Raw genomic sequence first — 15,630 nt, 5'->3', positions numbered from 1 at the left:
CGGCTATACTTTGATTTTAATGATAAACAGGACAGTGAAGGTCTATGACAGACAAGCAGGAAAACCCGCAGGATACGCAGCCGCAAAAGCCACTTATCGATATTAAAACCGGCAACGAGACGGTTGATCATTCGATAGTGCGCGTGTCGCGTTTTGCCGCCTGGTTTCAGGCGATCCCGGCAGTGGCGCATTTTATTCGCGCCCTTGACCGCTTTAATGATCGGCTCGGCAGCCAGTTTGGCGCGGCCATTACCTATTTCTCTTTTTTATCGCTGATCCCCATTCTGATGGTGTCGTTTGCCGCCGTGGGTTTTGTGCTGGCATCGAACCAGGATCTGCTGACCGATATCATCAACAAAATCGTCAGCAGCATCAGCGACCCGACGCTGGCAACCACGCTGAAGAATACGGTAAATACCGCCATTCAGCAGCGTGCCACCGTAGGTATTACCGGTTTACTGCTGGCGCTCTACTCCGGTCTTAACTGGATGGGTAACCTGCGCGAAGCGATTCGTGCCCAGTCGCGCGATGTGTGGGAACGCAAACCGGATGACAAAGAGAAGATCTGGAAGCGTTATATTCGCGATTTCCTGTCGCTGACCGGTCTGATGCTGGCGCTGGTGATTACGCTGTCGCTGACCTCGGTAGCCGGTTCGGCGCAGGCAATGATCGTCAGCGCACTGGGGCTGGATGGCATCGACTGGTTACGGCCCGCCCTGACCATTATCGCCACCTCGATTTCCGTTATGGCTAACTACCTGCTGTTCCTGTGGATTTTCTGGATCCTGCCGCGTCATAAGCCGCGTAAGAAAGCACTGTTCCGCGGCACGCTGCTGGCGGCAATCGGTTTTGAGGTGATCAAGTTTGTGATGACGCTGACGCTGCCGAAGCTGGCGACCTCGCCTTCCGGTGCGGCCTTTGGTTCCGTGCTCGGCCTGATGGCGTTTTTCTACTTCTTCGCCCGCCTGACGCTGTTCTGTGCGGCGTGGATCGCCACCGCCAAATATAAAGACGACCCACAAATGCCTGAAGCGGGCAGCGCGTCACGACACAAATCATCGTAATCCGTTAACAACAGCGGAAAATATTACCCCTCGGCTATTTTTTAACCAGATAACAGGATGAATAGCTGAGGGGTCACTTTTATTTAGCCCTTTCGTAGAGTATCCCGCCAGATATCGTCCGGATTACCCCGGTATCACCCGACATTCGTCGCACCTCAGAAATTATCCTCTTTTTGCCCGCTGAAGCCAGACGCGGCGCGGGTTTTCTTCATTGAATGCGCTCTGGCAGATGCGTAAGATTCTTTGTCTGTATTTACAAATAAGAAACAGTTATGCAAGCCTCCCTCACAGACACGCTCGACAAACAGCAGGATCCCACGCCGGTTAACTCACGCAGTAAAGTGGTGATTGCCTCGCTGGTCGGAACGGCCATCGAGTTCTTCGACTTTTATATTTATGCCACTGCTGCGGTGATTGTTTTCCCGCACATTTTCTTCCCGCAGGGTGATGCCACGGTCGCGACGCTACAGTCGCTGGCCACCTTTGCTATCGCCTTTATCGCGCGTCCGATTGGCTCCGCCGTGTTCGGTCACTTTGGCGATCGCGTGGGTCGCAAAGCCACGCTGGTTGCCTCGCTGTTGACCATGGGAATCTCTACCGTGGTGATTGGTTTGCTGCCCGGCTATGAAACCATCGGCGTGATGGCTCCGCTGCTGCTGGCGCTGGCGCGTTTTGGTCAGGGACTGGGACTGGGTGGTGAATGGGGTGGCGCGGCGCTGCTGGCGACGGAAAATGCCCCGGCGAAGAAGCGTGCGCTTTACGGTTCCTTCCCTCAGCTGGGTGCGCCGATTGGCTTTTTCTTCGCTAACGGCACTTTTCTGCTGCTTTCGTGGCTGCTGACCGACGAGCAGTTTATGCAGTGGGGCTGGCGCGTGCCGTTTATTCTCTCCGCCGTGCTGGTGCTGATTGGCCTGTATGTGCGCGTTTCGCTGCATGAGAGTCCGGTGTTTGCCAAAGTACAGAAAGAGAAGAAGCAGGTTCGGGTGCCCATTGCGGCGCTGCTGAGCAAGCATCTGACTGCCACCATTCTCGGCACCTTTATCATGCTGGCGACCTATACGCTGTTCTATATCATGACCGTCTATTCGATGAGCTACGGCACCACGGCAGCACCGGCCGGTCTGGGTATTCCGCGTAATAGTATGTTGTGGATGCTGATGCTGGCGGTGATTGGCTTTGGAGTGATGGTGCCGATTGCCGGTTTGCTGGCTGACCGTTTTGGTCGCCGCAAGACAATGATTACCATTACGCTGATGATTATCGCGTTTTCGTTCCTGTTCCCGGCGATGCTCGGTTCCGGATCGCAGGCGCTGGTGATGGCGTTTCTGTTGCTGGGTCTGAGCATTATGGGCCTGACCTTTGGTCCGATGGGGGCGCTGCTGCCGGAGCTGTTTCCGACCGAAGTGCGTTATACCGGCGCATCGTTCTCTTATAACCTCTCATCGATTCTGGGTGCCTCTGTTGCGCCTTATATCGCGACCTGGCTGAATGCGCATTATGGTTTGCAGGCGGTGGGACTTTATCTGGCGTCGATGGCCGTGCTGACGCTGATTGCATTGCTCGCTTGTAAAGAGACGCGTAATCAGACGCTGTATGACGTTTAATCCGGCTGGATGAAGGTCAGTGAAAACCCGGCGGCTGCCGGGTTTTTTTATGGAGCAGGCTCACAGAGTACAATCGCTCTGAAGGGCTAAACAATATCAGGCGACAGGCTCAGGGAGCATACGCCTTAAGCGGGTTAGCTTTCTGTTTGAAAAAACCGGACCTCGCTGAAAGGCGTATTGATATTGGCAGCAATAAAGAAGCTTAAGGGCACAGGGAATACGGTCAGAAGAGGAAAGCGTCCCGCGCCAGGGACAAAAACGCCGGGAGCGTTTTTGAACAACGCAAAGCGTTGGCCCGGAAACGGGCGCACCTCAGGGATGAGGTGCGTAATCGCGCGGGCCGAGCATGCCATGGATGGCGGTTTTGCGTCTTTCCGATCTGACCGTATTCCATGTGCCTGCACTGTCTCACAGCAGTGCAGGCACTAACTTACAATCGGCCTTGCCTGGTATGGTTCATCAACAAAAAACCCCGGCAAGCCGGGGTTTGTTTTGCTGAAAACTGTGATGACGGTAATTAGCCCGCGACAGCGATACGCTTCATGTCGGTCATGTAGCCACGCAGCTTGCGGCCAACGGTTTCAATCGGGTGCTGGCGAACCGCTTCGTTAACGTCACGCAGCTGCGCGTTATCAACCTGCGTGCCTTCAACCGCTTTACCCAGATCGCCTGGCTGCAGCGTGGTCATGAACTCTTTCAGCAGCGGCACCGCGGCGAAGGAGAACAGGTAGTTACCATATTCGGCGGTATCGGAAATCACCACGTTCATTTCATACAGGCGCTTACGGGCGATGGTGTTCGCGATCAGCGGCAGCTCATGCAGTGATTCGTAGTAAGCAGACTCTTCAATGATGCCGGCGTCTACCATGGTTTCAAACGCCAGCTCAACGCCCGCTTTAACCATCGCAACCATCACTACACCTTTGTCGTAGTACTCCTGCTCTTCGATTTTGCCTTCATACTGTGAAGCGGTTTCGAACGCGGTCTGGCCGGTCTCTTCACGCCAGGTCAGCAGGTTTTTATCATCGTTAGCCCAGTCCGCCATCATGCCGGAAGAGAATTCGCCGGAGATGATGTCATCCATATGTTTCTGGAACAGCGGTGCCATGATGGTTTTCAGCTGCTCTGACAGCGCATAAGCGCGCAGTTTGGCTGGATTAGAGAGGCGATCCATCATCAGTGTGATGCCGCCAAACTTCAGTGATTCGGTGATGGTTTCCCAGCCGAACTGGATCAGTTTTTCTGCGTAAGCCGGGTCAGTGCCTTCAGCCACCAGCTTGTCGAAGCAGAGCAGTGAACCAGCCTGCAACATGCCGCACAGGATAGTCTGCTCACCCATCAGGTCAGATTTCACTTCTGCAACGAAAGAGGACTCCAGCACGCCAGCACGATCGCCGCCAGTTGCTGCTGCCCAGGCTTTGGCAATCGCCATGCCTTCGCCTTTTGGATCGTTTTCCGGGTGAACCGCGATCAGCGTCGGTACACCAAAGCCACGTTTGTACTCTTCACGAACTTCTGTACCCGGACACTTCGGTGCCACCATGACCACGGTGATATCTTTACGGATGCTTTCGCCCACTTCAACGATGTTGAAACCGTGCGAGTAGCCCAGCGCAGCGCCATCTTTCATCAGCGGCTGAACAGCCTGAACTACAGCGGAGTGCTGCTTGTCTGGCGTCAGGTTAACCACCAGATCAGCCTGCGGGATCAGTTCTTCGTAGGTGCCCACTTTGAAACCGTTATCGGTCGCTTTGCGCCATGAAGGGCGTTTTTCCGCAATTGCTTCAGCACGCAGTGCATAGGCCACATCCAGACCGGAATCACGCATGTTCAGACCCTGATTCAGGCCCTGCGCACCACAGCCAACGATAACGACTTTTTTGCCTTTCAGGAAACTGGCACCATCCGCGAATTCATCGCGTGCCATGAAACGGCACTTGCCTAATTGTGCCAGCTGGTTGCGCAGGTTCAATGTGTTGAAATAGTTAGCCATGGGTACTCCGGTAAGGTTGTGTTTGCTTTTTTTGTTCAGGAACGGCGAGTTATGCAGCGCCGCGAATGACCCCATCATATGACAGGAATTCTGTTGCTTAAATTGATATATTAACAACGTCACATTGCAATAAATGCAACACCACCCAGAGGCGACGCGCACATGGATTTACGGGATCTGAAACTGTTTCTTCATCTGGCAGAAAGCTGCCACTTCGGGCGCACTGCGCGTGCTATGCACGTCAGCCCTTCCACGCTGTCACGCCAGATCCAGCGGCTTGAAGAAGATGTCGGCCATGCGCTGTTTCTGCGCGATAACCGCACCGTGACGCTGACAGAAGCCGGCGAACGCCTGCGCCAGTTTGCCCAGCAGACGCTGTTGCAGTATCAGCAACTGCGCCATGTGATGGATCTTAACGGTCCGTCGCTCAGCGGCGAGCTGCGCCTGTTCTGCTCAGTGACGGCGGCCTACAGTCATCTGCCGCCCATCCTCGACCGCTTTCGCGCTGAACATCCGCAGGTCGAAATCAAACTGGATACCGGCGATGCCGCGGATGCGGTGGAAAAAGTGCACTCCGGCGATGCCGATCTGGCCATTGCCGGCCGTCCTGAAACGCTGCCCGCCAGCATTGATTTTATGCCACTGGGGCTGATCCCGCTGGTGCTGATCGCGCCTGCACTGCCCTGTGCCGTTCGTACTCAGGCAACACAGCCGCAGCCCGACTGGTCAAAAATTCCGTTTATCCTGCCGGTGCAGGGACCGGCACGGCGACGTATCGATCTCTGGTTTCGCCGCCAGCGCATCCCGAATCCGGTGATTTACGCCACGGTCTCGGGGCATGAGGCGATTGTTTCGATGGTGGCGCTGGGCTGCGGCATCGCACTTTTGCCGGATGTGGTGCTGGAGAACAGCCCGGATCCGGTGCGTAACCGCGTGCTGCTACTGGAGAATATTGACTCGGTTGCGCCGTTCGAACTCGGCATCTGCGTGCAAAAAAAGCGGCTCGGAGAGCCGCTGATCAGTGCTTTCTGGAGCCAGCTGTAATCAGCTGCCTGACAGGAAGAAGCGGAATGCCGGGTTCTGGCTTTCGTCATGAAAGTCGTAACCCAGATCGGTGAGATGCTCTTCGAAGCGTGGCTCATCGCTGCCAAGTTCAAAAGCGGCCAGCACACGGCCATAATCGGTGCCGTGACTGCGGTAATGAAACAGCGAGATATTCCAGTGGGTGCCCAGCGTTTGCAGGAACTTCAGCAACGCGCCGGGTGCCTCCGGGAATTCAAAGCTGAAGAGGCGTTCACGCAGTGGTTTAGAAGGGCGTCCGCCCACCATGTAACGCACGTGCAGTTTCGCCATCTCATCATCCGAGAGATCGACCACCTGATAACCGCCGCTGGTGAGCTCGCTGATGATCTCGCTGCGCTCTTCCACGCCGCGCGTCAGTCGTACGCCAACAAAGATGCAGGCTTTGTCCGCATCGGCGTAGCGGTAGTTGAACTCGGTAATCGACCGTCCACCCAGCGTCTGGCAGAAACGCAGGAAACTGCCCTGCTGTTCCGGGATTGTTACGGCCAGCAGCGCTTCACGCTGTTCGCCCAGCTCGCAGCGCTCAGAAACGTAGCGCAGGCCGTGGAAATTGACGTTGGCGCCGGATAACACATGCGCCAGCCGCTCGCCTTTGATCCCGTGCTGCTGGATATACTTTTTCATGCCCGCCAGCGCCAGCGCGCCAGAGGGCTCCGCCACAGCACGGACATCTTCGAACAGATCTTTCATCGCGGCACAAATCGCATCGCTGTCGACGGTGATGATGTCATCGATGTATTCCTGACAGAGCCGGAAGGTTTCGCTGCCAATCCGTTTCACCGCGACCCCTTCGGCAAACAGCCCGACGCGCGGCAGATCGACCGGATGACCCGCCTCCAGCGCTGCTTTCAGGCAGGCTGAATCTTCTGACTCCACCGCAATCACTTTGATTTGCGGCATCAGCTGCTTGATCAGCACCGCGACGCCGGCTGCCAGACCTCCACCGCCAACCGGGACAAAGACCCGGTCGAGATGCGCATCCTGTTGCAGCAGCTCCATCGCCAGCGTGCCCTGTCCGGCAATGACGGCCGGATGGTCAAACGGCGGTACGAAGGTGTAACCGCGCTGTTCAGAGAGTTCTATCGCTTTGGCTTTCGCCTCGTCAAAGTTGGCCCCGAACAGGAAAGCCTCACCGCCAAATGCGCGCACCGCATCAACCTTGATGTCTGCCGTCGCCAGCGGCATCACAATCAGTGACTTGATGCCCAGCTTAGTGGCGGAGAGCGCCACGCCCTGCGCATGGTTACCGGCTGACGCCGTCACCACGCCGCGCGCTTTCTGCTCTTCGTTCAGACCGGCAATCATCGCGTAGGCACCGCGCACCTTGAAACTGTGCACCGGCTGACGATCTTCCCGCTTCACCAGAATGGTGTTGCCGAGACGCGATGAGATTTTTTCCATAACCTGCAGCGGCGTCACCTGTGCCACTTCATACACCGGTGAACGCAACACTGCGCGCAAATACTCGGCGCCACAAGGCGCCTCGGGTAGCGGTTGAGACTCGGCCATTGTTAGCCTCCCAGCTTGCTCTTATCGCGGACGGCGCCTTTGTCAGCACTGGTCGCGAGTAATGCGTAGGCACGCAGCGCAAAGGAGACTTCACGCTGACGATTGACCGGCGTATACGCCGCATCGCCACGTGCCTGCTGCTCTTCACGACGGGCGTGCAGTTCGTTATCCGGTACGGCGAGTTTGATACCGCGGTTAGGGATATCGATTTCGATGGTGTCGCCATCTTTGACCAGCGCAATGGTGCCGCCGTTGGCTGCTTCAGGCGAGGCGTGACCGATAGAGAGGCCTGACGTACCGCCAGAGAAACGACCATCGGTGATCAGCGCGCAGCTTTTGCCCAGCCCCATCGATTTCAGATAAGTGGTCGGATAGAGCATCTCCTGCATGCCTGGCCCGCCTTTTGGACCTTCGTAGCGAATGACGACCACATCGCCCGCAACAACTTTGCCGCCCAGAATCGCTTCAACGGCGTCATCCTGGCTTTCATAGACTTTGGCCGGACCGGTGAAGGTCAGGATCTCTTTGTCTACGCCTGCGGTTTTTACGATACAGCCATCTTCTGCGATGTTGCCGTAGAGCACGGCCAGACCGCCATCCTGCGAGTAAGCATTTTCACGGGTACGGATACAGCCTTCGGCACGGTCATCATCCAGCGTGTCCCAGCGGCAGTTCTGTGAGAACGCCTGGGTGGTACGAATACCCGCCGGACCCGCGCGGAACATATCTTTTACCGCCTGATCTTTGGTCAGCATGATGTCGTACTGATCCAGCGTTTCACGCATGGTCTGCTGCAGGATATTACGGGCGCTGCTGTCGAACAGGCCGGCACGATCCAGCTCGCCGAGAATGGCGAACACGCCACCCGCGCGATGCACATCTTCCATATGGTATTTCGGAGTGCTTGGCGCCACTTTACAGAGCTGAGGCACTTTGCGTGACAGGCGATCGATGTCGGAGATATTAAAGTCGATATCGCCTTCCTGTGCGGCTGCCAGCAGGTGGAGCACGGTGTTGGTGGAACCGCCCATGGCGATATCCAGCATCATGGCGTTCTCAAAAGCGGCCTTGTTCGCGATGTTACGCGGCAGCATGTTGACATCATCCTGCTCGTAATAGCGCTTGGTCAGGCTTACGATGCGCTTACCGGCATTGATGAACAGCTCTTTGCGATCGGCGTGCGTAGCCAGCAGTGAACCGTTGCCAGGCTGCGACAGACCGAGTGCTTCAGTCAGGCAGTTCATCGAGTTGGCGGTGAACATACCGGAGCAGGAGCCGCAGGTCGGACAGGCAGAGCGTTCGATCTGCTCACTGTCGGCATCGCTGACGTTCGGGTTGGCACCCTGAATCATCGCATCTACCAGATCCAGCTTGATGATCTGGTCAGAAAGCTTGGTTTTACCCGCTTCCATCGGTCCGCCTGAAACGAAGATCACCGGAATATTGAGGCGCAATGACGCCATCAGCATACCCGGGGTGATTTTGTCGCAGTTAGAGATGCAGACCATGGCGTCAGCACAGTGGGCGTTGACCATGTACTCGACCGAGTCAGCAATCAGCTCACGCGACGGCAGTGAATACAGCATGCCGCCATGACCCATGGCAATACCGTCATCCACCGCAATGGTGTTGAACTCTTTAGCCACACCGCCTGCCGCTTCGATCTGCTCGGCGACAAGTTTACCAAGATCACGCAGGTGAACGTGGCCCGGCACAAATTGGGTGAATGAGTTAACCACAGCGATAATCGGCTTGCCGAAATCGTCGTCGGTCATTCCTGTCGCGCGCCATAAGGCACGGGCACCCGCCATATTGCGGCCGTGGGTGGTGGTGGCGGAACGGTACTTAGGCATACTCTATTTACTCCAGTAAGAATAAGCTCGCGGACGTCAGATGACGCCCGCGCTGTATCTGATTATGGGTTAACCGGATCTAACCAGCCCCATTTGTCTTCGGTTTCGCCGGTGAACAGGCCAAAGAAGGCCTCCTGGATGCGTTTGGTCACCGGGCCACGTTTGCCTTCGCCAACCTGAATGCGGTCAACGCTGCGCACCGGTGTAATTTCTGCCGCGGTGCCAGACATAAAGACTTCGTCAGCCAGATAGAGAGATTCACGCGACAGGGTCTGCTCACGCACTTCAATGCCCATATCACGCGCCAGAGTGATGATGGCATCGCGGGTGATGCCCGGCAGTGCTGAAGAGGTAAATGGCGGGGTAAAGAGCACGCCATCTTTAACTTCAAACAGGTTTTCGCCTGCACCTTCGGAGATCAGGCCATTGGTATCCAGCGCAATCCCTTCCTGATAGCCGTGACGACGGGCTTCGCTGCCCACCAGCAGTGAGGAGAGGTAGTTACCGCCCGCTTTAGCGGCGGTTGGCAGGGTATTCGGTGCTACGCGGTTCCATGAGGAGACCATGGCATCGATGCCGTTCTCCAGGGCTTCAGCGCCCAGGTATGCGCCCCACGGGAACGCCGCAATGATCACGTCGGTGGTGAAGCCATCTGGCGGGTTCACGCCCAGGCCCACATCGCCGACAAAGGCCAGCGGACGGATATAAGCACTTTTCAGTTTGTTCACGCGGATGACTTCGCGGCACGCTTCCATCAGCTCATCAACGCTGCTTTTAATCGGGAAGCGATAGATTTTGGCGGAGTCGTGCAGACGTTGCATGTGTTCGCGATGGCGGAACACAACCGGTCCTTTGTGAGAGTCGTAGCAGCGCACGCCTTCAAATACCGACGTACCGTAGTGCAACGCGTGGGACATGACGCTGACCTTCGCCTCTTCCCACTTAACCATCTCGCCATTGAACCAAATAAAGTCTGCTTTCTTCGTGCTCATTGTTATTCCCTCTCGCGGCTAAGCGCGGATTTGTTGTGTTGTCTGTTGTTGAATCTGAACGCATGCAACGTCGATCAATTTGCTTAACTGCGAAGACAGTAAATCGACGGAACGCTGACTGGCAACGGTCATTTCAATATTAATGTTTTCTGCGTTGGCGACTGAGGCCATGTTCATAGAACAGACCTGAAAACCGCGGTGACGCACTACGCGTAAAATGCGCTCCAATATTTCAGGGCGGAAACGGGCTTCGATAGACAATTGATGCTGGTTCATACAGTTTTCTCCATCATGTTTGCATTGCTGGCACCCGGCGGTACCAGTGGCCAGACGTTTTCATGCTCATCAATTGCAACATGCAGGAAGTAAGGACCTTCGCTGTTCAGCAGAGCATCAAGGGCGGCGTCGACCTGATCTTTACGGGTAATGCGCTGGCCGGGAATATTGAAAGCGCTGGCCAGCGTGAGGAAGTCGGGGTTGTCGGACAGATTGGTTTCACTGTAGCGGCCATCGAAAAACAGCTGCTGCCACTGACGCACCATGCCCAGACGCTGGTTATCCAGCAGCACGATTTTGACCGGCAGCTTGCCGCGCTTGATAGTGCCCAGCTCCTGGATGTTCATCATGATGGAGCCATCGCCCGAGACACAGATAACCGTATCTTCCGGGCGTGCAACCTGCGCACCGATGGCGGCGGGTAAACCAAAACCCATGGTGCCTAAGCCGCTGGAGGTGATGAAGTTCTCTGGCGCGCTGAATGCCATGTGTTGCGCCGTCCACATCTGGTGCTGACCGACGTCGGTGGTCACTACGGTATTGGCCGGTTTGCGATCGGAAAGCTGCTTCAGCAACAGCGGTGCATAGATCGCTTCGCCCGGATGGTCGTAGCGCCATGGGTGACTGGCCTTAAGCGCTTTCATCTCATCGCGCCAGGCGTTGATATGCAGAGGCTGACTCAGGGCGGGCAGCAGTTCGTTGAGATCACCCTGCAGAGAGACGTGTGCACGACGTAATTTGTTTAACTCAGCGGGATCGATATCGAGATGAATTACGCTGGCATGGGGGGCAAAGGTGTCCAGCTTGCCGGTCACGCGGTCATCGAAACGGGCGCCGACCGCGATCAGTAAGTCACAACTCTGCACCGCCAGGTTGGCGGCTTTAGTACCGTGCATCCCCAGCATGCCGAGATACACCTCGCTGTGAGGATCTACGCTGCCCAGCCCCTTTAAGGTGGCCACTGCCGGGATGCCGGTCTCTTCTGCCAGCGCGCGCAGTGCCGGAACAGCCTGTGCCAGGCCAACGCCTCCACCAACATAGAGCATTGGTTTTCTGGCCTGCGCCATCAGTGCGCGTGCTTCCTGAATCGCCTGATGCGGCAGCGCGCTTCCCTCTTCTACCGGAACCAGATGCGGGGCAGGTTCTCCCTGCGCAATCTGAATATCTTTAGGAATGTCCACCAGTACCGGACCCGGACGGCCTGACTGCGCCAGCGCAAAGGCTTCTGCCATGATGGCGGGCAGCTCATCTAACGATTCGACCAGGAAGCTGTGTTTGGTGCAGGCCAGCGACAAGCCCAGCACGTCGATTTCCTGAAAGGCGTCGGTGCCGATGAAGGCCGAGGTGACCTGACCGGTTACTGCCACGACCGGAACCGAATCCATCATGGCATCTGCCAGGCCGGTAATCAGGTTTGTCGCGCCAGGGCCAGAGGTGGCGATACAGACGCCGGTTTTGCCGGTTGAGCGCGCATAACCGATCGCCGCCATCACAGCGCCCTGCTCGTGACGACACAGTAGGTGTTCCACGCCGCCGTCGTAGAGCGCGTCGTATACCGGCATGATTGCGCCGCCAGGGTAACCGAATACGGTATTAACACCCTGCGCGCGTAAAGCCTGAACTACCCACTGTGCACCTGTCATCGCTATTCTCCTGTGTCCTGACCGGAACAACAGAATTTTATGCTACTGTTCATTGTTTGTTCCTTGTGGATTTACTGATATTTCCTCTGGTCGAAAAAAAACCCCCGGACCTTTCGGTGCGGGGGTTTTTTCGGATTCGAGGCTTGATTTTTAAGCCTTTCTTTCTCCAAGCGTTGCCCCGCACGGTAGGTTAATAACCACCACCACGCTAATCACGACCAGGCTAATCACTTGTAGAAGGGCTTTCATGTGTTGTTCAATTCTTTCGCTTGTTCGAAGTAATGCCTACAGAGTTATCATAGTCAGGGGGCATGACACAACTTTTTTTACAGACTTTTTTTAGCGCCAGGCGCTAAATCGCGGTCTATCAATTTGTAATACAAGAAATAATTACATGATGATAATTATTCATCACTTTACTGACGTAATAATGTTTTGGTGAATTTGCGCGCAGACACGCAGCGTTTTAACAGGCCGTGCAAAAACTTCTGATAGGTTGTGCGATGACCCGAACAGTGCTGATGATGCCCTGGCTTTCCTTTGATGCTGTCACCAGACTGACGGTAACAAGGAGCGAGTATGTCATTGTCAAAAGTTCTGACCCGGGCAGCGCTGGGAGTGGAAGCCCCGCTGGTGACCATCGAGGCACATATCAGTAACGGACTGCCTGCGTTAACGCTGGTGGGCCTGCCTGAAACCACGGTGAAAGAGGCGCGTGAGCGGGTGCGCAGCGCCATTATCAACAGCGGTTTTGCCTTCCCGGCAAAACGCGTCACCATCAATCTGGCACCCGCAGATTTACCCAAAGAGGGCGGGCGGTATGACTTACCTATGGCGATTGCCATTCTGGTCGCCTCTGAGCAGCTTCCTGCCGACAAACTGACGCACTATGAGTTTCTGGGTGAGCTGGCACTCGACGGCGCACTGTGCGGTGTACAGGGCGCGATTCCAGCGGCCATGGTAGCCATTCAGGCTGGACGACAGCTGGTCCTCTCCGCTGAGAATCAGTGTGATGCCGGGCTAATCCGTCAGGGCTCGTCGCTGGTTGCCTCTCACCTCAGCGAAGTGTGCGCCTTTCTGCGCAATGAACTCACACTACAGACAGCCCAATATCCTGAGCATCAGGGCGATGCGCCTGCTGACGATCTCGCTGATATCATTGGTCAGGAACAGGGACGCAGAGCACTGGAGATCACTGCGGCTGGCGGGCACAACCTGTTGCTGATCGGGCCCCCTGGCACCGGTAAAACCATGCTCGCTACCCGGTTGCCCGGCATCATGCCCTCCTTAAGCGATCAGGAAGCACTGGAGTGCGCGGCAATCGCCAGCCTGGTGAACAGCAATACCCTGCACCGACAGTGGCGCACCCGGCCTTTCAGATCACCTCACCACAGCGCCTCTCTCTATGCTCTGATTGGCGGCGGCTCACTGCCACGGCCCGGTGAGATCTCCCTGGCGCATAACGGCGTGCTGTTTCTGGATGAATTACCGGAATTTGATCGCAAGGTGCTGGACTCCCTGCGCGAACCATTAGAGTCGGGCGTCATCGCTATTTCACGCGCTCGGGCAAAAGTTACCTACCCGGCCCGGTTTCAGCTGATTGCTGCGATGAATCCAAGTCCAACCGGACACTATCAGGGACAGCATAACCGCTGCTCACCCCAGCAGGTGCTGCGTTATCTCAGTAAGCTATCCGGCCCATTTCTTGATCGTTTTGATCTTTCGCTGGAGGTCCCGCTACTCCCCAGCGGCATGCTCAGCGGTCAGCGCGCCAAAGCGGAAGCATCTGAGCAGGTTCGTCATCGGGTGGTCGCAGCACGTGACATTCAGCTGACCCGTGCAGGAAAAATAAATGCGCATTTAAACAATGCAGAGATTATGCGCTGGTGTCAGCCTGCTAAAGAGGATGCGGAGTGGCTGGAGTCAGTGCTGGAGAAGCTGGGTTTATCTGTACGGGCATGGCAGCGGATTTTAAAAGTGGCGCGTACCCTGGCCGATCTGGCCGGGGAAGCAGACATCACCCGGCATCATCTGCAGGAAGCTGTCAGCTATCGCACGATAGATCGATTAATGATCCATCTGCATAACAGCCTGCAATAAAAAAGGGGCTTTCGCCCCTTCTCTGTTAATCGTCGCTGTCGGTGAAGTCTTCAACGGTGTCCATCTGCGGTTTACCGCCAGACAGCGTATGAAAACGTTTAGGACGCTTAATGCGGGTCATATACTTAGACCATACACGTTCAGCTTCCGTTTGCGGCTCACGCACGCCACGACACACTTCAATAAACAAACGTTCTTCTTCGGTTGCAGGCTCACGCTTTGATAAATCCAGCTCATTAAAGGCAAAACCGTGGCGTTCAAGAAGCTGAGCTTCTTTAATAGTAAAGTCACCGTGGCGTGAGAAACCACGCGGGTAATGTTTGTTATCAAAGAAACGATTCTCTGTTGAGAAGCTTTCCGCCATGTTACACGCTCCTGATTTTCTAATGCCGTGCTGTTAATGGCGCGGAGTATTAGATAGGCTTGACAGAGTGTAAAACAAAACATTTAAATCTATACGACAAACATTTTTTGGGAGAACGCTGTGGATACGGAATTACTGAAAACTTTCCTGGAAGTGAGCAGAACTCGCCATTTCGGGCGTGCTGCAGAAGCACTTTACCTCACGCAATCTGCTGTCAGTTTTCGCATCCGTCAGTTAGAGAATCAGCTTGGCGTTAACCTTTTTACACGGCATCGCAATAACATACGTCTGACGGCGGCCGGAGAGCGACTGCTCCCCTATGCTGAAAGCCTGATGAGCACCTGGATGATGGCGAAGAAGGAGGTCTCTCACACTCAGCAGCATCATGAGCTTTCAATAGGTGCCAGTGCATCACTATGGGAGGCTTATCTGACGCCATGGCTACAGACGCTCTACGAGAATCGGGAGAGCCTGCACTTAGAAGCGCGCGTGGCACAACGACATCTGCTGGTTAAGCAACTCCATGAGCGCCAGTTGGATCTGTTGATTACCACTGAAGCACCTAAGATGGATGAGTTAACCAGTCAGCAGATTGGTCATATTTCACTGGCGCTTTTCTGCGCCCGGCAGAGCGAGAAGCGTGAAAAATATGATTATATCAAGCTGGAATGGGGAGCAGATTTTCATCAGCATCAGAGCTATCTCTCCGGAGCTGATGATGTACCGGTACTGACCACCACGTCGGCACATGTCACCCGTGAACTGCTGCATACCACCGGAGCGTGCGCATTTCTGCCGGACTTTTGGCAGAGTGTGTACAGTGAGTTGATGGTGATTCCGGATACGCCCGTCGCCGTGCGTCCGCTCTATGCTGTCTGGTTGCAGAACAGCGATCAGCAGGCACATATCCGTCAGTTGCTTAAATTCCCGATTCTGGTCAGGCAAAATAGCTGAATTTGCAGGCAGGACAGTAGGCAGGGAAGATCAGAAGCCAGTTAGATTTAGCTGGTTTTTCTTTTTTGCTTTTTTAAAGGCAAAAAAAATCCTTTGCCGAAGCAAAGGATCGTTTTCTGGCAGGGGCGGAGGGACTCGAACCCCCAACACCCGGTTTTGGAGACCGGTGCTCTACCAATTGAACTACGCCCCTAA

Annotated in this window: 13 protein-coding genes and 1 tRNA gene; 5 read left to right on the top strand and 9 right to left on the bottom strand. The window is 55.4% G+C overall.

Translation table 11 applies throughout. The features are described 5' to 3' along the window. Positions 1 to 44: 44 nt before the first annotated feature. The gene (gene yhjD, locus ACXKZD_RS01055; RefSeq protein WP_010671463.1) at positions 45 to 1,064 is read left to right on the top strand and encodes an inner membrane protein YhjD; all 1,020 of its coding nucleotides are present in this window, start codon (positions 45 to 47) and stop codon (positions 1,062 to 1,064) included. 272 nt (positions 1,065 to 1,336) lie between these two features. Beyond that, complete coding sequence (locus tag ACXKZD_RS01050; RefSeq protein ID WP_010671462.1) at positions 1,337 to 2,668, top strand: MFS transporter; 1,332 nt, start codon at positions 1,337 to 1,339, stop codon at positions 2,666 to 2,668. Between the two features lie 517 nt (positions 2,669 to 3,185). On the opposite strand, the gene ilvC is transcribed toward ACXKZD_RS01050, so the two are convergent. Further along, positions 3,186 to 4,661, bottom strand: a complete 1,476-nt coding sequence (gene ilvC / locus ACXKZD_RS01045; protein ID WP_010253551.1) for a ketol-acid reductoisomerase — start codon at positions 4,659 to 4,661, stop codon at positions 3,186 to 3,188. 162 nt (positions 4,662 to 4,823) lie between these two features. On the opposite strand from ilvC, the gene ilvY reads away from it, so the two are divergent. Then, positions 4,824 to 5,705: an HTH-type transcriptional activator IlvY gene (gene ilvY, locus ACXKZD_RS01040; protein WP_008926355.1), complete on the top strand. Its 882-nt coding sequence runs from the start codon at positions 4,824 to 4,826 to the stop codon at positions 5,703 to 5,705. On the opposite strand, the gene ilvA is transcribed toward ilvY, so the two are convergent. From ilvA to ilvL, 6 genes are all read right to left on the bottom strand, one after another. Further along, on the bottom strand, positions 5,706 to 7,253 hold the full coding sequence (gene ilvA / locus ACXKZD_RS01035; RefSeq protein ID WP_031593765.1) for a threonine ammonia-lyase, biosynthetic: 1,548 nt from the start codon (positions 7,251 to 7,253) through the stop codon (positions 5,706 to 5,708). Between the two features lie 2 nt (positions 7,254 to 7,255). Beyond that, positions 7,256 to 9,106 (bottom strand): dihydroxy-acid dehydratase, encoded by a 1,851-nt coding sequence (gene ilvD, locus ACXKZD_RS01030; RefSeq protein WP_010253556.1) that lies wholly within the window; start codon positions 9,104 to 9,106, stop codon positions 7,256 to 7,258. Positions 9,107 to 9,168: 62 nt separating this feature from the next. Further along, positions 9,169 to 10,098 (bottom strand): branched-chain amino acid transaminase, encoded by a 930-nt coding sequence (locus ACXKZD_RS01025; protein WP_010253558.1) that lies wholly within the window; start codon positions 10,096 to 10,098, stop codon positions 9,169 to 9,171. An 18-nt stretch (positions 10,099 to 10,116) separates the two neighbouring features. Further along, positions 10,117 to 10,374, bottom strand: a complete 258-nt coding sequence (ilvM, locus tag ACXKZD_RS01020; RefSeq protein WP_008926359.1) for an acetolactate synthase 2 small subunit — start codon at positions 10,372 to 10,374, stop codon at positions 10,117 to 10,119. Then, the gene (gene ilvG / locus ACXKZD_RS01015; RefSeq protein WP_033759177.1) at positions 10,371 to 12,017 is read right to left on the bottom strand and encodes an acetolactate synthase 2 catalytic subunit; all 1,647 of its coding nucleotides are present in this window, start codon (positions 12,015 to 12,017) and stop codon (positions 10,371 to 10,373) included. The genes ilvM and ilvG overlap by 4 nt, the downstream gene beginning before the upstream one ends. 150 nt (positions 12,018 to 12,167) lie before the next feature. After that, positions 12,168 to 12,266, bottom strand: a complete 99-nt coding sequence (gene ilvL, locus ACXKZD_RS01010) for an ilv operon leader peptide (RefSeq protein ID WP_072101316.1) — start codon at positions 12,264 to 12,266, stop codon at positions 12,168 to 12,170. A 330-nt stretch (positions 12,267 to 12,596) separates the two neighbouring features. Here ilvL and ACXKZD_RS01005 point away from each other — a divergent pair, with 330 nt between their 5' ends. Next, positions 12,597 to 14,117, top strand: a complete 1,521-nt coding sequence (locus tag ACXKZD_RS01005) for a YifB family Mg chelatase-like AAA ATPase (protein ID WP_163763350.1) — start codon at positions 12,597 to 12,599, stop codon at positions 14,115 to 14,117. 25 nt (positions 14,118 to 14,142) lie between these two features. Here the strand turns inward: ACXKZD_RS01005 and ACXKZD_RS01000 are convergent, their stop codons facing one another. Then, on the bottom strand, positions 14,143 to 14,481 hold the full coding sequence (locus tag ACXKZD_RS01000) for a MaoP family protein (RefSeq protein WP_010253568.1): 339 nt from the start codon (positions 14,479 to 14,481) through the stop codon (positions 14,143 to 14,145). 120 nt (positions 14,482 to 14,601) lie between these two features. On the opposite strand from ACXKZD_RS01000, the gene hdfR reads away from it, so the two are divergent. Beyond that, positions 14,602 to 15,435 (top strand): HTH-type transcriptional regulator HdfR, encoded by an 834-nt coding sequence (hdfR, locus tag ACXKZD_RS00995; protein WP_010253571.1) that lies wholly within the window; start codon positions 14,602 to 14,604, stop codon positions 15,433 to 15,435. 117 nt (positions 15,436 to 15,552) lie between these two features. Here hdfR and ACXKZD_RS00990 read toward each other — a convergent pair. Continuing rightward, positions 15,553 to 15,628: transfer RNA gene (locus tag ACXKZD_RS00990), tRNA-Trp, on the bottom strand. Positions 15,629 to 15,630 lie beyond the last annotated feature (2 nt).

It is taken from the genome of Pantoea sp. ABR1s (genome assembly GCF_057812235.1).
This window is presented reverse-complemented; position numbering and strand designations above follow the sequence as displayed.